We start from the raw sequence: 22,566 nt of genomic DNA, 5'->3' as shown, positions 1-22,566 counted from the left end.
CTTTGGTCAAGGACCGAGCAGGCTTGGACGTCAACGACACAATGCTAGTCAGAAAATCGAATGACCGCTTTCGGCCCGTTGCGACCTAGGGCCAGAAGCCTGATCCCGCGCTGTAGTTCGCACCACCCCGCACAATAACGCCGCCTTAGAGTGTCTCTGTTGGCGCCGAGAGCAGACGAACCTGCTTCAACTGCGGCGTAGTTCGATTTCACCAACCAACTGAAAAGGCGCCATTTTTTGAATCCGTCTCGATTTGGGTGAAGGGCGGATGGAAAGAGACGCGGGGCGTTCAGAGACCGATTTCTCCCCAATCGCCAGTCTCCGAAAGTCGGATGGCCTCGCTAAACCCCTTTGAAACCAAAAGAAAAAAGGCCCCGTCAGGGACCTCATCTCGGGTTTGCGATGTGCAAGTGGCGGAGAGACAGGGATTCGAACCCTGGAGACGGTCTCCCGCCTACACACTTTCCAGGCGTGCGCCTTCGACCACTCGGCCACCTCTCCGTTAGCTGGCCTTCTATCCTCACATGTCAGGCGAATGCAAGACCCGGAATGGCGCGGTTCTGGACAGAATGACGAGTATCGCCAAACAATTCCTTGTGGCCCGCGGCGTGAACGTTGAGTCTTGCTTTCAGATGCAACATAGTTGGGCCGAACCCATGGGCCGGGCGTCCGTCAGGCTTGAAAGGGTGAACGATCCTCAGCACGACAAGGCCACTGTCCGCATGACCACTTTGCCGCCGCCCCATGTTTCGCAGCTTGATCCCGCGGCCGAGGCCGAGACGACGGCGCAAGCGCAACAAGACGCCCCCACCCGGCGCGGCGATGTGGGGCAGTATTCGCGCATCCAGACCACCGCCCTGATCATCATCGCCTTCGCCGTTGTCCTGTTCCTTCTGGTGCAGGCGCAGTTCCTGCTGGTGTCGCTGGCCACCGCGATCGTGCTGTTCAGCCTGACCTCGGATGCGATCAACTTCATCGCGCGCCTGCAGGTGGGGCCGTTCCGCATCCCCAACTGGCTGGCCAGCATCGCGGCACTTCTGCTGATTTCGGCCGTGCTTCTGACCCTGACCTCGATCATCCTGAGCCAGGTCAACACGGTGCTGTCCACGGCCCTCGCCTATACCGAGCGTGCGCCCTTCGCCGTTGCCGCCCTTTTTTCATGGCTGGGCGAGGATATCGAAGCCTCGATCCTGAACACGTTCCGCACCGCCGAAATCTCGGGCTACCTGCGCCAGATGGCGGCGCAGGCCGGCAACCTGCTGCAGGCCACAGTGCTGGTGATCCTGTTCGTGGGGTTCCTCTTCGCCGAACGAATCTGGTTCGATACGAAGCTGACGAATTTCTTTCGCGACGAGGCGCAGGCGAAACATGTCAGCCGCATCATCGGCTCGATCATCCACCGGGTGAACTACTACCTTCTGGTCAAGACCGCGGTCAGCATCGTGACCGGCGTGATGGTCTTCTTCGTGTGCAAGCTCTTCTCGCTGGAACTGGCCGTGGCCATGGGCATCCTGACCTTCGTGCTGAACTACATCCCCAACATCGGATCGATCGTGGCCACGATCGTCGTGGCGCTGATTGCCTTCGTCCAGCTCGAGGATCCGTCCCTGACCCTGGCGATCTTCCTGATCGTGACGGGCATTCAGTTCCTGAACGGCAATGTCATCGACCCGATGCTGATGGGCCACGCGCTGCGGCTGTCGTCCTTCGGGATCATCATCAACCTGGCCTTCTGGGCGGCGGTCTGGGGCATTCCGGGCATGTTCCTGTCCGTGCCGATCATGGTCGCGATCATGATCATCTGCAGCCATATCCCCGAATTGCGCGGGCTGGCCGTGCTCTTGTCGCGCGAAGGGCTGCCCGACACCGAAAAGGACCTGCCAAGCCTGACGGGCGGCATCGGCCTTGGAGCATCGGGCAGGGACGACCGGCACCGCGCCGACCAAGCCGCAGCCCCCGGCGAGTAAGCCAGGGGCGCGCCCCGTTCAGGCGCCCCCCACCCGTTCAGGCGCCCTGCGTCAAGGCCTGGTCCTCAAGCAGCAGGGTGATGCGGCGGTTCTGCCGGCCCTTCTTTTCGAACTTGCCCAAGGTCACGCGGCCGATTTCGCCCGTGCGCGCCACATGGGTGCCGCCGCAGGGTTGCAAATCGACCTGTTCCGCCCCCTGCCCGATCCGTACCAGCCGGATCCGCCCCGATCCCATCGGCGGCATCACCGACATCGTCTTGACCAGACCGGGGTTGGCCTCCAGTTCCTCGTCGGTGATCCATTCCTCGGTCACCGGCAGGTCCCGTGCGATCAGCGCGTTCAACTCGGCCGCCAGGTCGTCGCGATCGTCGGGCGCCTCGGGCATGTCGAAATCCAGCCGCCCCTTGTCCGCGCTGACCGATCCCCCCGTCACCGGCAGCGGCACCACGACCGACAGCAGATGCAGCGCGGTATGGACACGCATGTGCCGGTGACGCCGGTCCCAATCCAGATCCTGGCGGATCTGCGCGCCGACCGGCGGCAAGACGCGCGGCGCATGGCCCGCTTCGGGCATCAGCATGATGCGCCCCCCCTCGGCCTTGCGGGTATCGAGGATCACCACCTCGCCCCCGTCCCAGGCCAGGCGGCCGCTGTCACCCGGCTGTCCGCCCCCGTGCGGATAGAAGATGCTGCGGTCGATGATCAGCCCGCCTTCGGGTGTATGGGCCAGCACCTTGCCCTCGGCCTGCCTGAGATAGGCATCGGTACGAAACAGCATCTCGGTCATGTCATCGGTCTCCTTCGCCGCCGGAGTCGTCCCCGGCATCTCCCATGTCGACATCGCGTATCGTGTCGGAGGGTGGCGTGATCGTCTGTTGGCTCTCGCCCGGCGCGGGGGCGAGGCTTGCCTGCGTGGTCGCCGCCGCAGCATCGCCGCGCAGCGCCTCGGGATTGCGGATCCAGACATCGCGCTGCGCAAAGGGTATCTCGATCCCCTCCTCGGCAAAGCGCTTGGCGATCTGGTGGTTCATCTCGGATTTGACCGCCATCATCCAGTTGACGTCACGCAGGATCGCGCGGATCTCGAAATCCATCGAATCCGCCCCGAAGCCCTGAAAGATGATGCCCGGCGCGGGCTGCGCCAGAACCATCGGATGGGCCTCTGCGATCTCGCGCAGGACCGCCTCGACCTTGCGGGTGTCCGTGCCGTAAGCCACGCCCACCGGCACAATGACCCGACCCAGCGTATTGCCGCGCGTGAAGTTGGTGACCGTTCCACTGACCAGATCGGCATTGGGCACGATCACATCCGTACGGTCGAAGGTCTCGATCCGGGTCGAGCGGACGGAAATATCGCGCACATAGCCCTGTTGTCCGCCCACCTCGATCCAGTCGCCCTCGGAAATGGGCCGCTCGATCAGCAGGATGATCCCCGAGACAAAGTTCGACACGATGTTCTGAAGCCCGAAGCCGATCCCCACGGACAGCGCACCGGCGACGATGGCGATGGACGACAGATCGATCCCCGCCCCCGTGATGGCCACCAGCGCCGCGATGAAGATACCGACATAGCCAAGGCCCACGACGATGGCGTTCTGCCCGCCCGGATCGATCTTGGTCTTGGGCAGAACCGAGGTGCGCAGCGCCCCCTGCACGGTGCGCGTCAGCGCATAGCCCAATGCGAAGATCAGCACGAACGCCATGAAATCGGTCGGCGATATCCGCGTCCCGCCCAGCGAGAACCCTTCGCGGAAGCGCGCCCATACCTCTGTCAGGTCGGCCACGCGCGCACCCCAGATCAGGGCCAGCATGGGCAACGCGAGAATTGTCAGCAGAAACCCGATCAGCACCGGGATCAGGGCATCCGCATGCTCGTCCGGGGCATGGGTGATCAGCGCATAGGTATCGCTGACCAGCTTTTGCAGGATCAGCACCACACTCAGCAAGGCCAGCGACAGCACATAGGGATAGATCAGCGCCTCGGCCGCCGCGAAATAACCGACAGCCCCCGCAAGGGGCGCCGCCACGGCCACCACCTTGGCGCCGCTGGACAGCAGACGCACCAGCCGGTTGCGATAGCTGGTCGCCGCGCTTTCGTTATCCTGAAGGGCCATCTGCCCGGTCATGAACTGGCCCAGGCGGAACAGCACCAGCGCGGTCAGCACAAGAACGGGAAAGCCCAGAACCACGCTGCTTTCGGGCGATATGTCACCGACTTCGGCCAGAAGACCGACAGCGTTCTGTCCCACGATCAGGAAGGCCAGCGCGGTGCCGTAGTAACGCGCCTCGGACCGGCGTTCGGGCTGAACCTCAAGCGGCGGCTCGGACAGCCGGCTTGGAAACAGCCGGCCGACCAGCCACCGCGCGCCCAGCATGATCGCGGCCCAGATCGGCAGGACACCGACGATCTGCGCCCCGCGAATACCAACAAGGCCCGTGGCGAACAGCGCCTCGGTCAGCACGTAGATGCCCAGCATCGGGATCGCCACCTGCGTCAGCGAGACCAGAAATCCCCAGACATCCCGGCCACGATGCCAGCGTTCGTAAAAACGCGCGCCCAGCCGCGTGGCCCAACGGCGTCCCCGCAGCACAAGCACCAGCCCGATGACCGTCAGCACCAGCGTGACCGGCAGATCCTTGAGCGTGGCATCCCGTTGCGCGGGTGTTTCCCAGGCATCCGAAATCTCGTTTCCCAGATCGCTGAGCGTGCGCAGAAGCGACTGGAACCCCTGCGGCCACAGAACCGGATTGAGCGGGCTGGGCCCCAGCGTCAAAAGCGCATCGGTCTGGCGTTCGCGAATGATCCGGTCGATTTCCGAAATGATCCCGTTCGCGCGGGTAAAAGCCTCTTCCGCGGCCAGAACCGGCGCCTGCAGGCGGGTCAGCTGCTCTGTCAGTTCGCTGCGGCGCGCGGCGATCTCTTCGGGTTCGGTCGCACCTTCCGGCAAGGCGCCAAGGGCTTCGATCTGCGTGTGGATCGTCCCGATCCGGTTGCTGTTCGATGATTGCGCGGCCAGGAAGGCTTCGCGCCAGGACACGACCTCGGCGCGCAGATCCTCCAGCGCCACGTTCGACGCGCGACCGGCTTCGATCGCAGCCTCCGCGCGGCTGGCAGTATCCTGCCAGACAGCATATTCAGGCCCGCTGGCCGCATCCTGCGCCGAGGTCTGGGCGGTTTGTTGCGCCTGCGCCGCCGTTTGCGGCAGCGCCAGGACAAGCGCCAGCCCGAGGACAAGCACGATCGCGGCGGTGAGCCGCGCCATCAGCCGCGTTCCCCTCGGATGCAAACGGATCATGTGTCCGCGAAGACGGACGGCACCGCGCGACCGCTCCCTGTCAGCCAGTCAGGCTCGGGCAGCCCCTTTTCGCGCAGGAAATCGGGGTTGAAGAGCTTGGACTGATACCGTGTGCCGTAGTCGCACAGGATCGTCACGATCGTGTGGCCCGGCCCCATCTCGCGCGCCATCCGCACGGCCCCGGCGATGTTCACGCCGGACGACCCGCCAAGGCACAGACCCTCGTGGGCCAGCAGGTCAAAGACCAGTGGCAATGCCTCGGCATCGGGGATGTTGTAGCTGAAATCGGGAGTGAACCCTTCAAGGTTCGCGGTGATGCGCCCCTGCCCGATCCCTTCGGTGATCGATGACCCCTCGGCCTTCAGCTCGCCCGTGGTGTAGAAGGAATGCAGCGCCGCCCCGTCGGGATCGGCCAGGCCGATCTTGACACCCTTGGGCTGCAACGCCATGCCCACGCCCGCCAGCGTGCCGCCGGACCCGACCGCGCAGATGAACCCATCCACCTTGCCGCCGGTCTGTTCCCAGACCTCGGGGCCGGTGGTTTCGATATGCGCCTGGCGGTTGGCCACGTTGTCGAACTGGTTGGCCCAGATCACGCCATTCGGATCGGTCTTGGCCAGCGCCTCGGCCAGACGGCCGGAATAGCGCACGTAGTTGTTGGGGTTCTTGTAGGGGGCCGCCGGCACCTCGACCAGTTGCGCACCGGCAAGACGGATCATGTCCTTCTTTTCCTGGCTCTGCGTCTCGGGGATCACGATCACGGTCTTGAATCCCATCGACGCGCCGACCAGCGCCAGACCGATGCCCGTGTTGCCCGCCGTTCCCTCGACGATCGTGCCGCCCGGTTTCAGCAGGCCGCGCGCCACCGCATCCTTGATGATGTAAAGCGCGGCGCGGTCCTTGACCGACTGGCCGGGGTTCATGAACTCGGCCTTGCCAAGGATCTCGCATCCCGTGGCCTCGCTCGCGGCTTTCAGCCGGATCAGGGGCGTCTTGCCCACTGCCTCGGCCAGATCATGTGCTATCCGCATCCCCTGTCTCCCGCTTGCCGTTCGTCGATTTGTCAGGCCTTGGCCCCTCAGTGACATCTAGTAGGCATCCGGGGGCCGGAACTCAAGGCATCGCGCGCAAACGCGCGTGTCAACTCACGCCAATGCGCGCAAACGCGCGTCCCGTCTCACGCCAAAGCGCGCAGGCGCGCGCGGTGCCGCGCCAGCCAGTGCCCGGCCAGAACCAGCGGCCCCACGGTCAGAAGATCCCGCTCCAGCAGGTCCTGAAACTGCGCAAAGGGCAGGATATGGCTGCGGATATCCTCGTCCTCGGACGCGACGCCCCCCAGATCGGCGCTACGGTCGGGCAGATCGCACAGCCCGACAAAGATATGGAAGAACTCCGAGGTGGAGCCCGGCGAGGGATAGCTGCTGCTGATCCGCTCCAGATGGCGCAGGACAAGCCCCGCCTCTTCCCCGGCTTCGCGATGCGCGGCCTGATCCGGGGTTTCGCCCGGATCGACCCGGCCCGCCACCGGCTCCAGCGGCCAGGGCGACAGATCGCCCCGCGCATAGGGTCCGGCGCGGAACTGCTCGATCAGCAGCACCCGGTCGCGCAGCGGATCATAGGGCAGCAGGATCGCCGCATCCGAGGCCACGAAAACCGCACGCTTGACCACGGGGCTGTGCGCCCCGTCGAAGCGGCGAACGGTCAGGTGATGCTCTTCCACGGCAAAGAAATCCGCATAGGGCCGCGCCAGCCCCTGCGGGGTGATATCGTCGCGCGTCATGCCACTGCCGGGCAAGGCGGGATCGGGCTGCAACCCTGCCCGCCGCGCCGCCACGCGCGAGGCTGCGCGCGCATGGATCATGGGATACATCCGCGCGATCTGCACCGCGTCGCGCTGACCGAAATAATCCATCATCTCGGCAGCGGCCTCGACATTGATGTCACCCCAGCGCGCCTGCCAGTCGGCCAGATCGAAGGGTGCCGCAGCCTGCCACAGACCCGCATCCGGGAACCAGACCTGCGCGTCGGTCAAGCCCGCCATCGTCTGCACCTGCCGCAACGCCAGGTGATAGCCGAAACCGCCCTCGTAGAAATTCAGCCGCGCCATGTCGGCCGCATCAAGGCCAGACAGCAGCAGCCCCTCGGCCTCTGCGCCCGTCTCGCCCACAAGGATCGGAAAGGCCTGCCCCTCGGCCCATCGTGCCAGATGATCGGGCAAGACCGCAGGCGTCAGTTGCCCCGGTGCGACCGGATGGCCGACCACCTGTTCCAGAAGCGGCAGATGCCGCAACGTGCCATAGACGAAAAGCGCGGTCATGCCCGTCAGCGCCAGTACCTGGCCGAGATTTCCGCCAGGACCGCCGCCACCACACCGCCGACGAACAGCGTGCCCAGCACCGGAGCCGTCGCCATGGTCAGCCCATATTCCAACCCGACGCGGAACAGATCGGTCAATGCCTCCACAGGGCCATCGTAACGCCGCCGCAGCGACAGGCGCAGCATCTCGTTGCCGGCTTGCAGGAACAGCCCCCAGAAGATCAGCGCCGCTGCCCCGGTCAGCCCGTTGTTGACCGCAGGCACGATACCGCGACCAATCCGCGAGCCGATCACGATCCAGCCGCTCAAGGCACCCAGTCCAAGGTTCACGAAGGAAAACCAGCCGAATTGCGTCCCCTCGGGCATGAGCGGCTTGATCATCTCGGACCCCAGAAATCCGACCATGCCCAGCAGAAGGGCCGCGACCAGTCGGGGAGCTGTCAGCATTTATCCGGGCCTTGTCACTGTGATCTGTGTCACATCGCAATTTCCGCTATGGAAGGTCGCAGCGCAAGAGGTCAGGTAATAATTCCACATCCGACGGAACCGCTCATCAAAGCCAAGCTCGGCCACCTGATCCCATTTCTCGTTGAAGGTCTCGTACCACCGGCGCAGAGTTTGGCTGTAGCTTTCCCCGAATTCGATGGAACGCGAATAGGTCAGCCCCGCACGCTCCACTTCGCGCTTCAGCACGGCGGGCGACGGAAGCATGCCGCCCGGGAAGATGTATTTCTGGATGAAATCCACCCCGTTGCGATACAGCTCGAACCGGTGATCCTGCACGGTGATGATCTGAAGCGTCGCACATTTGCCCGGACGCAACCGCTCGCGCAGCGTGTCGAAATAGACGGGCCAGTATTTCTCGCCCACCGCCTCGAACATCTCGATGCTGGCGATGCCGTCATAGACACCCTTTTCGTCGCGGTAATCCTGAAGCTTGAAGTCGACCATGTCCGAAAGTCCCGCCTTTTCAATGCGGTCCACGGCATAGTTGAACTGCTCTTGCGAGATGGTCAAACAGGTGACCTTCAATCCGCGTTCCTTCGCGGCATATTCGGCAAAACCGCCCCAGCCGCAGCCGATCTCAAGCACGTGATCCCCGGCCTTGGCGCCCATCTGGTCCACCATCGAGGCGTATTTGGCGATCTGCGCCTTTTCCAGGCTTTCCTGCCCGCTTTCGAACAGCGCGCTGGAATAGGTCATCGTGTCATCCAGCCACAGACCGTAGAAGTCATTGCCCAGATCATAGTGATAGCTGATGTTCTTGCGCGCCTGCTTCTTGGTGTTCGACCGCAGGAAATGGCGCAACCGCTCGAAGGCGCGCACGAAGACCATGCCCGGATAGCCGTCGAAAATCGCGTCATTGTCGGCATGGATCAGGTCCATGAAGGCCATCAGGTCCGGCGTGCTCCACCAACCGTCCAGATAGGCATCGCTGAAACCAAGATCCCCCTCGCGGATCAACCGCGCGAAGCTGTCGGGATTGTGGATGTGCAATTCCGCCACCGGACCGGGGTTCTTGCCTTCCGCACGGAACACGCGCCCATCGGGCAGGACAATGTCCAACCGCCCGTTGTTCAGGCGCTGCGCCACGGCAAAGCCACGCGCGAAATAGCGCGGCAGGTCGGGTTGATTGTCGGTACTTGTCAGGATCATCCGCGTCTCCATAAGGCGGTTCTTCTTTTTATACACGCGGGACGTCCCGCTCAAGTTTCGGGTTGGTCCCGGTCCGGCGATTTTCGCAACAACATCACCTAGAAACCGCGGTTCTCGTAGGCCGCCAAGGCGGCCTTGCGCCCCTCCTCCGCCGTCACGACGGGCGCGGGATACGGATCTTGCGGCGACAATCCCCAGCGCCGGGGAATGGCGCTGAAATAGGACTGCGCACTGTCCGAGGGGGTCTTGCGACCCTCGGCGATCCACTGGGCGACATATTCGCCCTTCGGATCGAATTTGTCGAGTTGCGTGACAGGATTGAACACGCGGAAATAGGGCGCGGCATCGGGACCGGACCCCGCCGCCCATTGCCAGCCCATCGCGTTCGAGGCCGGATCCCAGTCGATCAGGCAATCCTCGAACCACCTCAGCCCGATCTTCCAGTGGCTCATCAGGTGCTTGGTCAGATACGAGGCAACGATCATCCGGCCCCGGTTGTGCATCCGCCCCGTCACATACATCTCGCGCATGGCGGCATCGACAAAGCGGATGCCCGTGCGCCCCTGTTTCCAGGCCACCACATGGGGATGATCCTCGTCCTCGTTCCAGCCAAAGGCGTCCCAGTCGGGTTTCCAGTTGCCGCTCAGCAGATGCGGCGTGTGATACATCAGGTGATAGGCGAATTCGCGCCAGACCAGTTCCTTGAGGAAAGTCTCGGCCCCCGCCTTGCCCTCAGCCATGGCGCGTTGACCGGCATGCCAGCACTGGTGCGGGCTGATCTCGCCCAGGGCCAGGTTTTCCGACAAGAGCGAGGTGCCGGCCACATGCGGCTGGTCGCGCGTCCTGTCATACACGCCGACCCATCGGTCGATGAATTCCGCAAGACGGTCCTGTGCCGCACCCTCGCCCAGCCGCACGTAGGGGCGCACCACCTCCGCACCCCGGTTCATCGCGTCCCCCATGCCCCAATCCGCCAGCGCGTCCGACGCGGGCCAGATCGCGGGCGCAGGAATGCGAGAGGGTGCGGGCATCGGCGCATCCACCTCGCGCCCCCGCACGGCGTTCCACATCGGCGTGTAGACGCGGTAATAGCCGCCAGTCTTGGTCGCGACAGTCCATGGCTCGAACATCAGATGACCGCCAAAGCTGCGCGCGTCGATGCCGTCGCCCTTCAGCGCCTCTTTCACCGCCGCATCGCGGGTTTGGGCCTGCGGATCATAAAGCCGGGACCAGTAGACCGCGCGCGCGCCGGTTTCGGCGACCAGTTTGCGCAGCACCTCAAGGGCGGGACCGCGCCGCAGGATCAGGCGGCTGCCCTTGTCGCGCAGGGCCTTGTCCAGCGCCCCCAACCCCAGCCCAAGCCGCCATTTCGGGGCAGCCCCGAGGCTTGCCACCGCATCATCATGAATGAAGACCGCAAGGACCGGACCGCCACGCGCGATGGCCGCACAAAGCGCAGGATGATCGGTCAACCGCAGATCACGCCGGAGCCACAGGATTACAGGAGAGGTATCCGACACGGGAAATTCTGCCGCCTTGTTATTGCTTTGATAACGTTACGCGCCAGAACGCTGATCGGATTAAAGAATTTCGTCCAGCGCCGTCATTAGCCGCTCCATGTCCGCAGGGTCGGTGTAATGCACGAAACTCAGCCGCAGCACGCCCTTGGCCAGATCGACGCCCATGCCCTGCAGCGCGCGCCCCGCGTAGAAATCGCCACCCCCCGCCATGATGCCCAGCGGTGCCAGCTTCTCGGCCAGCTCGCGCCCTGCATGCCGCGTCTCGATCGCCACCGTGGGCGCGCGGCGCGTCGCATCGCGCGGCCCCAGCACCCGGACCGAGTTCTTGGATCCCAGGTGATCCAGCAAGGGCTGCAGCAGCGTCACCTCGTGCGCGCGCATCAGGTCATGTACCCCCGTCGCGCGCTGCGCAGGCGTCCCCTTGACGCCGTGATGATCGGCCAGCGCATCCATGTAGTCGGCCATGCCCGCGCAGGCGGCGATCTGCGCATGATCCAGACCCGCGGGGGTGAACCGCTTGTAAAGCGTATCCCCGTTGAAATGATGGCCCTGGTTCGGCAGCTGGCTGGCCAGCGCACGGCGGATCACCATGAGGCCCTGATGCGGCCCATAGGTCTTGTAGGCCGAGAACAGATAGATATCCGGCCCCATCAGCCCCACGTCGGGAAAGCCATGCGGCGCATAGCTGACCCCATCAACGCAGACAAAGGCACCGGCGGCATGGGCCATGGCCGTGATCTCGACCACGGGATTGATCTCGCCCACCACGTTCGAGCAATGCGGAAAGCAGACCAGACGCACGCTTTCATCCAGCAGCGTTTCCAGATCCTCGGGGTTCAGATGCCCGGTGTCGGGATCCTGGCGCCATTCGCGGATCTCGATCCCGTCGGCGGCCAGCCTGCGCCATGGCCCCGAATTGGCCTCATGGTCCTGGTTCGTGACGATGATCGCCTCGCCCGGCTTCATCCACTGCCGGAAGGCCTGCGCCAGCGCATAGGTATTGGCCGTGGTCGAAGGCCCGAATGACAGCTCATCCCCCTCGACCCCCAGCATCGCGGACAGCCGCGCGCGCGCCTCGTCCATTTCGGCACCGCCAAGACGGCTTGCCTCGTAAGGGCCATAGGGCTGCACCTTGCGCTCGGTGTAGAAACGGGTCAGCCGTTCGATCACTGCCCCGCAGGTATAGGACCCGCCCGCATTCTCGAAAAAGCTTTGCCCCTGAAGGCTGTCCACGGCAAAGGCCGGGAATTGCGCCCGTACGAAATCCACATCCAGCAACATCTTGTCCCCCTGACGTCTTTTTCCGGCAGACTGAGGCCCCCGCCGCCCGGCGTCAAGCTGGCCGGGCGGCGGGGCGTTGCAATTGCCGCAAGGTCAGGCGTTCACGTCGACCACGACACGTCCCCGGACCTGCCCGCGCAGGATCTCGGCACCCAGTTCGGGCAGATCGGCAAGCATCGCGGGCTGGATCATCGCCTCCAGCTTGTCCATCGGCAGATCGCGCGCGATCCGCTCCCAGGCGCGCAGCCGGTTGCCATAGGGCTGCATCACGCTGTCGATCCCCAGCAGGTTCACGCCGCGCAGCAGGAACGGCACCACGGTCGCCGGCAGGCCAGCGCCCCCCGCCAGACCCACCGCCGCAACCGATGCGCCGTATTTCATCTGCCCCAGAACCCGCGCCAGCATCGCACCGCCCACCGCATCGATGCAACCGGTCCATGTCTCGGTTTCCAGCGGCCGCTTCACGGTCTCGGCCAGTTCCTCGCGCGGCACGATCCGGGTAGCGCCCAGGCCACGCAGATAATCTTCGGTCTCGGGGCGGCCGGTCACCGCCGCCACCTCATGCCCGAGGGCCGACAGGATCGCGACCGCCACCGATCCGACACCGCCAGCCGCACCAGTCACCAACACCTCGCCATGCCCCGGTTTCAGCCCGTGATCCTCCAGCGCCATGACGGCCAGCATCGCGGTGAACCCGGCGGTCCCCACGGCCATCGCCTGCCGCGTCGTCAGACCCTGCGGCAGCGGCACAAGCCAGTCGGCGCGCACACGCGCCTTCTGGGAATAGCCGCCCCAATGCGCCTCGCCCACGCGCCAGCCGGTCAGAACCACCTTGTCACCCGGCTTGTAGCGCGCGTCCGACGATGTCTCGACCGTACCGGCAAAGTCGATCCCCGGCACATGCGGATAGTTCCGCACCAGACCGCCACCCGGCCCGATGCAAAGCCCGTCCTTGTAGTTGACCGTCGAATATTCGACCGCCACCGTCACATCGGCCTCGGGCAGGTTCGCCTCGCTGATCCGCTGCACCGAAGCGCTGGTCTTTCCGTCCTCGTCCTTTTCGACAACCAATGCGTTGAACATGGGTCTTCTCCTTCCAGTGATCGGCAAGGGGTAAGCCCCCGCCTTCATCTTGCTTCAAATACTCAAAATCCGTCGTTCACAGCCAAGGGCCGTCTTCGGGCATGAAGAACAGGTCCGACACCGGCGCCTTCACACCCGCCGCGGTCAGCATCGCATGGATCTGGCCGCGGTGATGGGTCTGGTGGTTGAACATGTGCACGATCAACACCCCCTTGGGCCGCGTCACATCCTGCTTCATGAACCCCGAATACCAGCTCAGATCCCCCACCAGGTCCAGCGCGTGCAGCTTTTCCGCCCAGAGCAGGATGCGCCCGTCCATGCGGAACCGCGCCGCACTCCAATCGGCGCGGGTGGGGTGGAGGCCGGTCGATCCCTCGATCCCGCCGGGCGGGGGTTCCCGCCCCTGGAGTCGCGCCATCCACATCAGGTCGGCCCAGAGGACATGGTTCGCCGTGGCCAGGATCGATCCGAAGAAGGCGCCGCGATCCGCGCGCAGCGCCTCGTCCGAAAGCCCCTCCATGGCGGCCATCACCTGCTTGTTCTGCCAGGCGTTGTAACGCGCCATTGTCAGCACACAACCCGGATTGATCATCGGATCCCCCTGCCCGACCCCATGCGATCAGCGCGGTCCGTGCCAGTCGATCTGGCAGATCTCGGCGCTGCGCCCGTCGAAATCCCAGACCCGGCCAAAGGCGCGCACGCGGCCCTTGGTGGCGGTGGCCACGGTGATGTCCGGCCCCATCCAGTATTCGGTATTGGTCACCACGATCTCCTGGTCGGGGTCCTTGCCCGCCACCGGCACGATCTCGCCCTGGATCGCCTTGCCCACCATCAGGCGGCGCGCCTTGCCTTCGGTCTCGAAGATGACAGGGGCACGCTCGGCCCCCAGGAATTCGCTGACCAGCACCTTGAACAGGCCCGTGGTGCCGCGCGCGGCCCCCGAGAAGATGTTGACCAGACCCTCATAGGCCGCGTCCGAGGCGCGCTCGTCGATATAGGCCGCCGCCTTCCAGTTGCCGCGCGACATCAGGCCGGGGATCTCCAGTAGAAGACCCACGTTCAGCCCGCTGATATCCTCGTCCCCGTAATGCCCCTCGTCGATGCGGATCCCGGACCAGGCCTGGCAGTATCCTTCGGTCGGCGCATGCTTGCCCAGGCTGACCACGCAGGGACAGAACACCGTGCAGTTGCAGTTGAGGATCAATTCCCCCTTGATCGCCCAAGGCACAGTGCCCACCGCGTTCTGATCCAAAGCCATGTCTTTTCCTCCGTCAAAAGGCGCCAAGCGCCACAAAAAATCCCGCGATGATCAGCACGGCCCCCAAGGGCCGCGTCAGGACGCGGCCGTACTGCGGCAGTTTCTCGATCACCATGATCAGGGTCGCCACCCCCATGAAGGCGATGTTCATCACGCCGCCCACGAAGGCCAGCAGCATCAGCGCCCAGCAGCAGCCCAGACACACCAGCCCCAGCCGCACACCGTTGCGCAGCGGGCCTTCGTCCCAATGCGCCATGAAGAAGGTCAGCGGCGCGCGGCATTTGCTCAGGCAGGCCTCCTTGACCGGCGAGAACTGGTAAAGCCCCGCGATCAGCAGCAGGCCTGCCGACAGCCAGGCCGAAAGGCTGTCGCCAAAGGCGCTGACGAGGCCAAGACCGTAAAGCCCCATCTGCAAACCGCCCGCCAGCACCGAAAAGCCCAGCCAGACCATCAGATACCCCGCCACCAGCACGCCGAAGCGCGTCTGCGTGCTGCGCCCCAGATCGTCATAGGTGGCAAAGGCGGGCAGCGCGGTGGGCGCCATCATCGCCGCGGCCATCAGCGCCCACATCAGCACGACCCGGCCAAATCCCGCCGCATCCGGCGTGACCCGGCACAGGCTTTCCCAGAAATCCGCGCCGAATATCCGGGCCGAGGCCCGCAGGTCATCGGGCAGCGCCATCGCATAGAGCATGATCCACGCCCCAAGGATCAGGCCGAACAGCGCCAGCCAATGCGGCGCGCCCATGGCCCTGATCCGATCCGACAGCATGAACCCCTCCTTCGAAAACAGCGACTCAACAGGCCGGCTTCGTCTTGCATTTAAATTGTCAGACAATTACCTTCCCCGTAAAGCCCCAATTGTCAGACATATGAAACTCGACCCCGCCAGCCCCAAGGACCTTTCCGCCCAGATCGCCGCCGCGATCCGGGATGAAATCGTGTCGGGCAAGCTGATCGTGGATGCGCGCCTGCCCTCCGAGGCGGAACTGGCGGATCATTTCAATGTCTCCCGCCCCACGGTGCGCGAGGCGCTGAAACGGCTGGCCGCGCAATCGCTGATCCGCACCCAGCGCGGTGCCACGGGTGGCGCTTTCGTCAATCGCCTGTCCTTCGAAGAGGCATATGGCCAGCAGATCACCACCTCGACGCTGTTGCTGTCGATGAACGCGGTAAGCTTCGATGTCGCCTGCGAGGCGCGCTATGCGCTGGAACGCGCCTGCGCGCCCTTGGCCGCCGCACGGCGCGGTCAGGACCATCTTGCGCGCATGTGGCTCGAGATCATGCACCAATCCCGATCCACCTTGCCGGACGAGGATTTCTGCGCCTCTGACGTGGCCTTTCACCGGGCGCTCGTGGATGCGGCGGGCAACCCGGTTCTGTCCTACCAGTTGGCGGGCGCGGTCGAAGGCATGCAGCCGCTGATGAACATGATCATCTTCACGGCCCGCTCGCGCGCGGCCATCATCGATCTGCACACCCGCATCGCCGAAGCCATCGCAGCGCAGGACGCCGCGGCTGCGGACACCGCCTTGAGCGAGCTTTGCGACTACACGCTGACCCTTGGGCGCGATGTGATGCAGGCCCGCGCCGCCCGTTTGCAGGACGCCGCCGCAAGGACCGCCGACTGATCGCGTCACACCTTGCTTTTGCCCCTTCAAAAGCGCCGTGCCCTGCCCTATATTCAACCTGTCTGGCAACAGACTATGGACATAAACGCGCTCGTAATAAGCGGATCGGACCCGGGGGCGGTACCCGGCAGCTCCACCAAAACCCGTTCATTTGACGGCAATGGGGCTGAAACAGGATCGACGAACGTCTAAAGGGGTATGCTTTGTCTCGGTGAGGTACCACCGTTATCGGTCCGAAAAGTACAATTGCAAATGACAATCGTGCTCCGGTGGCAATGGCCGCGTAAGCGGTCGGAGAAACCGAAAACTAAGCCCTTGGGCCTAGCAGCTTAAGGCGGGGTTCGCAGGCACCTGGCAACAGAAGCCTGCACTTTTCCCCTACCCTTTGACCGCCCGAACATGCCCGGCGTGGCCGCGCCCGCCGCTTTGCCGCGCAAGGCGCCGCAGCCACGCGGGACACTGGCCAGTTTTTTTCCCGGCCCGTCTTTTGTTTTACCCCGAATCCCCTATGCTGACCTCAACCTGCCGAAGGATAATTCAATGTCGCGCACCATCGATTACGGCAACCTGATGCATCGCGCGATGCGCGGTCTGATTCAGGAAGTATTGCAGGATGTGGCCGATCACGGCTTGCCCGGCGCGCATCATTTCTTCATCACCTTCGACACGACTCATCCGCATGCGCGCCTGGCCGATTGGCTGCGGGATCGCTATCCGACCGAAATGACGGTCGTCATGCAGAACTGGTACGACAACCTCGAGGTGCGGACAGAGGGCTTTGCCGTGACCCTGAACTTCGGGGACCAGCCGGAACCGCTCTATATCCCCTATGACGCGATCAAGACCTTCGTGGACCCGTCCGTCGAATTCGGCCTGCGCTTCGAAACCCAAAGCATGGACGATGACGAGCCCGAGGATGACGACGACGGCGACGATCACGATCCCGGCGGGCCGTCAGGCGGCCACAAGGAAGCGGAAGTCGTCAGGCTCGACCGTTTCCGCAAATAATCCCGTTCATGGGGGCACCGCCCCGGTATGCAACCGCATGCAATATTGATCTTGCTGCCCGTTCCGCTATGAGGGGGCAAGAGTAATCGCAAGGGGCAATGCCATGACGACCACCCGCACCGAGACCGACAGCTTCGGCCCTCTCGAGGTTCCGGCAGACAAGTACTGGGGCGCGCAGACGCAGCGCTCGATCATGAACTTCCCGATCGGCTGGGAGCGTCAGCCCGTGGCCATCGTGCGCGCCCTCGGCGTGATCAAGAAGGCCGCCGCCATCGTCAACGAAGGCTTCGGCGATCTGGAACCGACCCTGTCCAAGGCCATCCAGCAGGCGGCGCAGGAAGTGATCGACGGCAAGTTCGATGACAACTTCCCCCTCGTCGTCTGGCAGACCGGATCGGGCACCCAGTCCAACATGAACGCGAACGAGGTGATCTCGAACCGCGCGATCGAGATCAAGGGCGGCCAGATGGGTTCGAAAAAGCCTGTGCATCCCAACGATCACTGCAACATGGGCCAGTCCTCGAACGACACTTTCCCCACCGCGATGCATGTCGCCATCGGCATGGTGGCGCGCGACGTGCTGCTGCCGGGCCTGCGCAAGCTGCATGGCGCGCTGGCCGCGAAATCGGAAGAATTCAAGGATATCATCAAGATCGGCCGCACCCATACGCAGGATGCGACGCCGCTGACGCTGGGCCAGGAATTCGGCGGCTATGCGCATCAGGTCGCCAAGGGCATCGAACGGATCGAGGCCTGCCTGCCCGACATCTACGAACTGGCCCAGGGCGGCACCGCTGTCGGCACCGGGCTGAACACCCGCGTGGGTTTTGCCGAGAATGTCGCCGCCGAAATCGCGGCGATCACGGCGCTGCCCTTCGTCACCGCCCCCAACAAGTTCGAAGCACTGGCCGCCCATGACGCGATGGTGATGTTCTCGGGCGCGCTCAAGACCGTGGCCGGATCGCTTTTCAAGATCGCCAATGACATGCGCCTGCTGGGCTCGGGCCCCCGTTCCGGCCTGGGCGAGCTGATCCTGCCCGAGAACGAACCCGGATCCTCGATCATGCCCGGCAAGGTCAACCCGACCCAGGCCGAGGCGCTGACCATGGTCTGCGCCCATGTCATGGGCAATGACGCGGCCGTGGGTTTCGCCGGGTCGCAGGGGCATTTCGAACTGAACGTCTACAACCCCATGATGTCCTATAACGTGTTGCAATCGATGCAGCTTCTGGGCGACGCGGCCTCCAGCTTCACTGACAACATGGTGGTGGGCACCCAGGCCAACGTGGCGCGGATCGACAAGCTGATGAAGGAAAGCCTGATGCTGGTCACGGCACTCGCGCCCACGATCGGCTACGACAATGCCACCAAGGTCGCCAAGACGGCGCACAAGAACGGCACCACGCTGAAGGAAGAAGCCATCGCACTGGGCCTGGTGGATGCCGAAACCTTCGACCGTGTCGTGCGTCCCGAAGACATGATCGGGCCCAAGGGGTGAGCACACCGGTCAATCTGAACCGTGTGCGAAAAGAAAAGGCGCGGGCCGCGAAAAAGGCCCGCGCCGACGAGAATGCCGTGAAATTCGGCAGGACCAAGCCCGAGAAAGAGCTGGAAAAGGCCCGCGCCGAACAGGCGCGCAAGGCACTTGACGCGCATCGCAAAGAGCCTTGATGCGATGGGAACAGGTCCACAGAAACATTCGCTGACCCTGCGTGGCCACCGGACCAGCGTGACGCTGGAGCCCGCGTTCTGGCAGGCATTCCGCGAAATTGCTGACGAAAAAAATATCGCGGTCAATGCATTGGCGGCGCAAATTGATGCAATGCGTGAACCTGATATCGGCCTTGCCTCGGCGATCCGGGTCTATGTGCTGCAACATTTTCGCAAGGCTGACCGGGATTAACCAGCTCTTCAGATGAACCTGCCATTCTGTCCGGATGACAGTGATCCTGAACATCTTGTTACGCTTGTGGGCCCTGCTGTCAGGTGGCAGCCGTGTGGCGCGGCACGACACGCAACCAGATGCCATCCTTTGCCCGCACCGTCAGATGCGCCACCGGCACCGGCACCCGGTCGGGCACCACTTCGAACCGGAAATGGCGCAGCAGCATCGACAGGATCAACGGCCCCTCGACCATGGCGAAACCGGCCCCCGTGCAGACACGCGCGCCCGCCGAAAACGGAATGAACGCCTCGCGCAGGCAGGTCTTGCCATTCTCGGATCCCCATCGCGCGGGATCGAAACCGTCAGGATTGTCCCACAGCCGCGTGTGCCGATGCAGGTGCCAGGGGCTGATCACGATCTGCGTCCCCTTGGGCAGATCCCTCTCGCGCAGACGTTCGGGGCAGCTTGTCTCGCGCACCATCATGGGCACGGGCGGATAAAGGCGCAGCGCCTCGCGAAAGACATCGCGGCTCAGCCGCAGGCGCGACATCACCGCGAAATCGGGATGCGTCAGGATGTCGGCCTCGGCGGCAAGCCGGTCTTGCCATTCCGGGAACATGGCCACCAGGTAGAGGCACCAGGCCAGGGCCGATGCGCTGGTCTCGTGCCCGGCCAGAAAGAAGATGGCAACCTGGTCCACCATTTCCCCGGTATCGAACCGCTGGCCCGTCTCGGGGTCGGCCGTTGTCATGATCTTGGTGGCCAGATCGTCGGGCGCAGTGCCCTCGGCGATCCGGTCCATCCGTTCCGCCGTCATCGCGGTGATCAGTTCCCGGATCGCGGCGGCACTGCGCCTTGTCCGGCGCCGATGAAACCGGGGCATCCAGCGCGGCAAGGGCAGAAAGGCCGCGATGTTCAGGATCGGCTGGCTGCGTTGATAGTCCCGGAATTCCGTAAAGACGCGGGTCGCCATCCGGTTCTCGATCGGGATCGAGAAGAGCGTGCGAAAGATCACATCGGCGGCGGCATGGCTGGTCACTTCCTCGATCTCGATCGGGCCTGCCTTGTCCACCTGGTCGCGCAGCCGCAGGACGGCCGCTTCTGCCGCCTGCCACATGGCCGGAAAGGTATCGCGAAGCCGCCCCCCCTCGAAAGCCGGGTCGATGATGCGTCGTTGCCGCTCCCACGCTGCCCCATTGGTCAGAAAGACCGAATTGCCCAGAAGCGGGCGCAGGCCTTCGGCCACGCGCATGGACTTCGGAAAGTCCTGCGGGCGCTCCTTCAGGACCAGCCGGACAAGATCAGGCTGATTGGCCAGCACGGACCGGAAGAAGGGCGTCCGGAAATCAGCCATCCAGGCCCGGTAAAGCCGCGCAGGCTGGGCCGACAGGATATCTTGCCGGAACAGGCGCAAATAGCGCAGCAGCGACACGCGTTCGGCCCGCACGGGGGGTTTCGGCGGCAGCAGCGTCATGGGGCAACCGTCACATGACCGGACACAGCCTTGTCGATACGGGATTTCGACGGCGCACGGCCGCGATAGCGATCCGCCAGGCTGACAGGCCCCGCGGTGATCGCGAAATAGTCGTAGTCACCCGGACGGTCGAAGGCGCAGAGATACTGGAAATGCAGCCGGAAGAAGCGCCAGCGCAGCGCTTTCCACCGCTCAGCGCTCAGCGTCTGGGTAAAGGCCGCAGACAACACCAGTGGCCAGCGTTTCTCCGGCCGGGCCACGCCCGACACCGCCACCGGATCGCACAGGGCAAAGGCGCAGCCATCACCCGGTGCAGTCACATCGACCCAGGTCAAGGCCTCGGATTCGCTAAGGAATTGCAGATCAGCCCTGAGCCTATGCGCCTGCGGCAGAAAGGACATCATCGGCACCACCTGCCCCAGCGACAGAAACGCCAGCGCAGGCCCTGCCACGGGCACGCGGCCCGCGCGGATCAGATCCGCCAGGACCGACACCGCCAGATGCGCGCCCGAGGAATGGCCCACGACCAGCACCTCATCGACCGGATCATTCAGGGCGGCCACGATACTGTCCCCGAATTCCGTCATCCGCGCCTCAAGCGCGGGTGGATTGGCACCCTGCCACTTGGCGGAAAACGCATAGTCATGCATCAGGTAATAGGCAAAGAACCGGCTGTCCTGCGCGCGGAACCAGCGCAAGACCATCACGGATGCCACCCCACCCAGCGCCGCCGCCATCAGGATCAGGGCCGCAAAGCCTGCCGTGCGCGCGCCCCCCGTAGCCCATGTGGCAGCCTCCCCCCCCAGGCGCGTGACGCCGTAAGCCGCCGCACAGGCCAGCGCCAACTGCACCAGCAGAAATGCCACCGGATAAAGCGCCGCGATCACCGGCCCCTTGCGCAGCCGCATCAGGCGCCACAGCGCGCCCGACCCGATATAGGCCCATGCCGTCTGCGCCAATTGCTGATAGGTCGCGGGGATCGAATTCGACATGCTGTCGCGCACGATATCGGACCAGATCAGCACCTCGACATCGGCGGTGGTGATCTGCTCGCCAAAGCGCCCCTCGACCTGCCAGCCATAGGCGCCGCCCCCGCTTTTGGGTCGCAGCGCGATGTCATAGCCGGAAATCGCCGCCTGTTCCGCGCTTTCCTTGCGATAGAGCTCGCGGTAGCGGCGCGGATGGATCGGATCGTAACCCGGCACGTAGAACACCCTGCGCCGTGCGACCTGTTGTTGGGACATACTGCTCATCCGGACCTCGTTACCGGGTCACAGTATCGCAGCTTTCAGGCAGGCGTAAGACTTTTGACAGGCCCGTGCGTGGCCAGCCTCACCCCAGCGCGGCGAGTGCCGGGAATGTTTCCAGCAACCAGAAGGAAAAGGCCGAGAAGCCACCCGTCAGCATCAGCAGGCCGATCGTCCAGAGCAGCAGGCCCATGACCTTTTCGATCCGGTCCATATGCCGCTTCATCCAGCCCATCACGCCCGTCAGGCGCGGCAGGAAGGCGGCCACCAGCAGGAAGGGAATCCCCAGCCCCGCCGCGTAAATTCCCAGCAGCAGCGTGCCACGCGCAACGGATGCCTCGGAGGCGGCCAGCGACAGGATCGCGCCCAGTTGCGGGCCGATGCAGGGCGTCCAGCCAAAGGCGAAGGCCAGGCCCAGGATATAGGCCCCGAAAGCCGACCCGCCGCGATCCCCCGCATCCAGCCGCGCCTCTCGGTCCAGAAAGGAAATGCGGTAGATCCCGATGAAATGCGCACCAAAGGCCATCACAAGAACGCCGGCTATCGTATTGAAATAACCCTGATACTGCAGAAACGCCGCGCCAATGGCCGAGGCGGTGAAGCCCAGGAACAGAAAGACCGTCGACAGCCCCATGACGAAGAACAGCGCCGGCAGGATCGCGCGGTTGCGCCCCTGTCCCCTGTCTTGCAGATCGGACAGCGACACGCCGCTCATGTAGGCCAGATAGGGCGGCACGATGGGCAGCACGCAGGGGCTGAGGAACGAGACCACCCCGGCCAGAAGCGCCACGAACATGGCAGGCAGCAAGCCCGCGTCGATGATCTCGATTCCAAACATGGGCCAGCCTTACGCCATCGCGGCGGCAAGGTCACGCGCGCGGTTGTCACATCCTTGTTGACCGGAGGTGACAATGGCGTGTCCGGCGCGCCATGTGGCTGCGGGC

21 protein-coding genes, 1 tRNA gene and 1 other RNA gene are annotated in these 22,566 nt (G+C 64.2%); 7 read left to right on the top strand and 16 right to left on the bottom strand.

What is annotated here, in order from left to right; translation table 11 throughout:
- Positions 1-411: 411 nt before the first annotated feature.
- Positions 412-501: transfer RNA gene (locus ACMUJL_RS20455), tRNA-Ser, on the bottom strand.
- 221 nt (positions 502-722) lie between these two features.
- Between ACMUJL_RS20455 and ACMUJL_RS20450 the strand changes: the two genes are divergently transcribed.
- Positions 723-1,967, top strand: a complete 1,245-nt coding sequence (locus ACMUJL_RS20450; RefSeq protein WP_082896262.1) for an AI-2E family transporter — start codon at positions 723-725, stop codon at positions 1,965-1,967.
- Between the two features lie 37 nt (positions 1,968-2,004).
- On the opposite strand, the gene ACMUJL_RS20445 is transcribed toward ACMUJL_RS20450, so the two are convergent.
- From ACMUJL_RS20445 to ACMUJL_RS20390, 12 genes are all read right to left on the bottom strand, one after another.
- Positions 2,005-2,754, bottom strand: a complete 750-nt coding sequence (locus ACMUJL_RS20445; protein ID WP_068290025.1) for an alanyl-tRNA editing protein — start codon at positions 2,752-2,754, stop codon at positions 2,005-2,007.
- A gap of 1 nt (position 2,755) precedes the next feature.
- Entirely contained in the window at positions 2,756-5,230 is a 2,475-nt protein-coding gene (locus ACMUJL_RS20440; protein WP_375571325.1) for a DUF3772 domain-containing protein, read from the bottom strand.
- A gap of 29 nt (positions 5,231-5,259) precedes the next feature.
- Positions 5,260-6,294: a cysteine synthase A gene (locus ACMUJL_RS20435; RefSeq protein WP_068290026.1), complete on the bottom strand. Its 1,035-nt coding sequence runs from the start codon at positions 6,292-6,294 to the stop codon at positions 5,260-5,262.
- Between the two features lie 146 nt (positions 6,295-6,440).
- Positions 6,441-7,580: an NUDIX domain-containing protein gene (locus ACMUJL_RS20430; protein ID WP_375571327.1), complete on the bottom strand. Its 1,140-nt coding sequence runs from the start codon at positions 7,578-7,580 to the stop codon at positions 6,441-6,443.
- Positions 7,581-7,585: 5 nt separating this feature from the next.
- Positions 7,586-8,026: a TrgA family protein gene (locus ACMUJL_RS20425; protein ID WP_375571329.1), complete on the bottom strand. Its 441-nt coding sequence runs from the start codon at positions 8,024-8,026 to the stop codon at positions 7,586-7,588.
- Complete coding sequence (locus ACMUJL_RS20420; protein WP_068290219.1) at positions 8,027-9,235, bottom strand: SAM-dependent methyltransferase; 1,209 nt, start codon at positions 9,233-9,235, stop codon at positions 8,027-8,029. It abuts the gene before it with no gap.
- Between the two features lie 98 nt (positions 9,236-9,333).
- Positions 9,334-10,755: a cryptochrome/photolyase family protein gene (locus ACMUJL_RS20415; protein ID WP_375571332.1), complete on the bottom strand. Its 1,422-nt coding sequence runs from the start codon at positions 10,753-10,755 to the stop codon at positions 9,334-9,336.
- Between the two features lie 60 nt (positions 10,756-10,815).
- Positions 10,816-12,036 (bottom strand): aminotransferase class V-fold PLP-dependent enzyme, encoded by a 1,221-nt coding sequence (locus ACMUJL_RS20410; RefSeq protein WP_375571334.1) that lies wholly within the window; start codon positions 12,034-12,036, stop codon positions 10,816-10,818.
- A gap of 93 nt (positions 12,037-12,129) precedes the next feature.
- The gene (gene acuI / locus ACMUJL_RS20405) at positions 12,130-13,119 is read right to left on the bottom strand and encodes an acryloyl-CoA reductase (protein ID WP_375571336.1); all 990 of its coding nucleotides are present in this window, start codon (positions 13,117-13,119) and stop codon (positions 12,130-12,132) included.
- A gap of 76 nt (positions 13,120-13,195) precedes the next feature.
- The gene (locus ACMUJL_RS20400; protein ID WP_375571338.1) at positions 13,196-13,711 is read right to left on the bottom strand and encodes a DinB family protein; all 516 of its coding nucleotides are present in this window, start codon (positions 13,709-13,711) and stop codon (positions 13,196-13,198) included.
- 27 nt (positions 13,712-13,738) lie between these two features.
- Positions 13,739-14,377 (bottom strand): DUF1326 domain-containing protein, encoded by a 639-nt coding sequence (locus tag ACMUJL_RS20395; protein WP_068290039.1) that lies wholly within the window; start codon positions 14,375-14,377, stop codon positions 13,739-13,741.
- Positions 14,378-14,390: 13 nt separating this feature from the next.
- The gene (locus tag ACMUJL_RS20390; protein WP_375571340.1) at positions 14,391-15,149 is read right to left on the bottom strand and encodes a DUF2182 domain-containing protein; all 759 of its coding nucleotides are present in this window, start codon (positions 15,147-15,149) and stop codon (positions 14,391-14,393) included.
- 100 nt (positions 15,150-15,249) lie between these two features.
- On the opposite strand from ACMUJL_RS20390, the gene ACMUJL_RS20385 reads away from it, so the two are divergent.
- From ACMUJL_RS20385 to ACMUJL_RS20360, 6 genes are all read left to right on the top strand, one after another.
- On the top strand, positions 15,250-16,008 hold the full coding sequence (locus tag ACMUJL_RS20385) for a FadR/GntR family transcriptional regulator (RefSeq protein WP_375571342.1): 759 nt from the start codon (positions 15,250-15,252) through the stop codon (positions 16,006-16,008).
- 21 nt (positions 16,009-16,029) lie between these two features.
- Positions 16,030-16,380, top strand: a transfer-messenger RNA (tmRNA) gene (gene ssrA, locus ACMUJL_RS20380).
- Positions 16,381-16,548: 168 nt separating this feature from the next.
- Positions 16,549-17,016 carry an SspB family protein gene (locus ACMUJL_RS20375; RefSeq protein ID WP_068290043.1) on the top strand — a complete coding sequence of 156 codons (468 nt, stop codon included), beginning with the start codon at positions 16,549-16,551 and terminating at the stop codon, positions 17,014-17,016.
- Between the two features lie 103 nt (positions 17,017-17,119).
- Positions 17,120-18,514 carry a class II fumarate hydratase gene (gene fumC, locus ACMUJL_RS20370; protein ID WP_375571345.1) on the top strand — a complete coding sequence of 465 codons (1,395 nt, stop codon included), beginning with the start codon at positions 17,120-17,122 and terminating at the stop codon, positions 18,512-18,514.
- Entirely contained in the window at positions 18,511-18,687 is a 177-nt protein-coding gene (locus ACMUJL_RS20365; protein ID WP_068290047.1) for a DUF4169 family protein, read from the top strand. The genes fumC and ACMUJL_RS20365 overlap by 4 nt, the downstream gene beginning before the upstream one ends.
- A 4-nt stretch (positions 18,688-18,691) precedes the next feature.
- Positions 18,692-18,919, top strand: coding sequence for a ribbon-helix-helix domain-containing protein (locus ACMUJL_RS20360; RefSeq protein ID WP_068290048.1), 228 nt, complete (start codon positions 18,692-18,694; stop codon positions 18,917-18,919).
- Positions 18,920-18,998: 79 nt separating this feature from the next.
- Here the strand turns inward: ACMUJL_RS20360 and ACMUJL_RS20355 are convergent, their stop codons facing one another.
- The 3 genes from ACMUJL_RS20355 to ACMUJL_RS20345 form a co-directional block, all read right to left on the bottom strand.
- A complete protein-coding gene (locus tag ACMUJL_RS20355; RefSeq protein ID WP_416914431.1) occupies positions 18,999-20,375 on the bottom strand; it encodes a cytochrome P450 in 1,377 nt (458 codons plus the stop codon).
- Positions 20,372-21,628, bottom strand: a complete 1,257-nt coding sequence (locus ACMUJL_RS20350; protein WP_416914430.1) for a hypothetical protein — start codon at positions 21,626-21,628, stop codon at positions 20,372-20,374. Before ACMUJL_RS20350 ends, ACMUJL_RS20355 begins: the two co-directional genes overlap by 4 nt.
- 79 nt (positions 21,629-21,707) lie before the next feature.
- Positions 21,708-22,460 (bottom strand): cytochrome c biogenesis CcdA family protein, encoded by a 753-nt coding sequence (locus ACMUJL_RS20345; protein WP_068290054.1) that lies wholly within the window; start codon positions 22,458-22,460, stop codon positions 21,708-21,710.
- Positions 22,461-22,566 lie beyond the last annotated feature (106 nt).

Origin of the sequence: Seohaeicola sp. (assembly GCF_048006315.1) — a bacterium.
Taxonomy (GTDB): domain Bacteria; phylum Pseudomonadota; class Alphaproteobacteria; order Rhodobacterales; family Rhodobacteraceae; genus Seohaeicola.
The sequence above is the reverse complement of the archived record's forward strand: the minus strand, read 5'-3'. Positions and strand labels throughout refer to the sequence as shown.

Coding starts and splice junctions, on each gene's coding strand:
- ACMUJL_RS20450 (WP_082896262.1), top strand. CDS start 723: ATGACCACTTTGCCGCCGCCCCATGTTTCGCAGCTTGATCCCGCGGCC.
- ACMUJL_RS20445 (WP_068290025.1), bottom strand. CDS start 2,754: ATGACCGAGATGCTGTTTCGTACCGATGCCTATCTCAGGCAGGCCGAG.
- ACMUJL_RS20440 (WP_375571325.1), bottom strand. CDS start 5,230: ATGGCGCGGCTCACCGCCGCGATCGTGCTTGTCCTCGGGCTGGCGCTT.
- ACMUJL_RS20435 (WP_068290026.1), bottom strand. CDS start 6,294: ATGCGGATAGCACATGATCTGGCCGAGGCAGTGGGCAAGACGCCCCTG.
- ACMUJL_RS20430 (WP_375571327.1), bottom strand. CDS start 7,580: ATGACCGCGCTTTTCGTCTATGGCACGTTGCGGCATCTGCCGCTTCTG.
- ACMUJL_RS20425 (WP_375571329.1), bottom strand. CDS start 8,026: ATGCTGACAGCTCCCCGACTGGTCGCGGCCCTTCTGCTGGGCATGGTC.
- ACMUJL_RS20420 (WP_068290219.1), bottom strand. CDS start 9,235: ATGATCCTGACAAGTACCGACAATCAACCCGACCTGCCGCGCTATTTC.
- ACMUJL_RS20410 (WP_375571334.1), bottom strand. CDS start 12,036: ATGTTGCTGGATGTGGATTTCGTACGGGCGCAATTCCCGGCCTTTGCC.
- acuI (WP_375571336.1), bottom strand. CDS start 13,119: ATGTTCAACGCATTGGTTGTCGAAAAGGACGAGGACGGAAAGACCAGC.
- ACMUJL_RS20400 (WP_375571338.1), bottom strand. CDS start 13,711: ATGATCAATCCGGGTTGTGTGCTGACAATGGCGCGTTACAACGCCTGG.
- ACMUJL_RS20395 (WP_068290039.1), bottom strand. CDS start 14,377: ATGGCTTTGGATCAGAACGCGGTGGGCACTGTGCCTTGGGCGATCAAG.
- ACMUJL_RS20390 (WP_375571340.1), bottom strand. CDS start 15,149: ATGCTGTCGGATCGGATCAGGGCCATGGGCGCGCCGCATTGGCTGGCG.
- ACMUJL_RS20385 (WP_375571342.1), top strand. CDS start 15,250: ATGAAACTCGACCCCGCCAGCCCCAAGGACCTTTCCGCCCAGATCGCC.
- ACMUJL_RS20375 (WP_068290043.1), top strand. CDS start 16,549: ATGTCGCGCACCATCGATTACGGCAACCTGATGCATCGCGCGATGCGC.
- fumC (WP_375571345.1), top strand. CDS start 17,120: ATGACGACCACCCGCACCGAGACCGACAGCTTCGGCCCTCTCGAGGTT.
- ACMUJL_RS20360 (WP_068290048.1), top strand. CDS start 18,692: ATGGGAACAGGTCCACAGAAACATTCGCTGACCCTGCGTGGCCACCGG.
- ACMUJL_RS20355 (WP_416914431.1), bottom strand. CDS start 20,375: ATGACGCTGCTGCCGCCGAAACCCCCCGTGCGGGCCGAACGCGTGTCG.
- ACMUJL_RS20350 (WP_416914430.1), bottom strand. CDS start 21,628: ATGAGCAGTATGTCCCAACAACAGGTCGCACGGCGCAGGGTGTTCTAC.
- ACMUJL_RS20345 (WP_068290054.1), bottom strand. CDS start 22,460: ATGTTTGGAATCGAGATCATCGACGCGGGCTTGCTGCCTGCCATGTTC.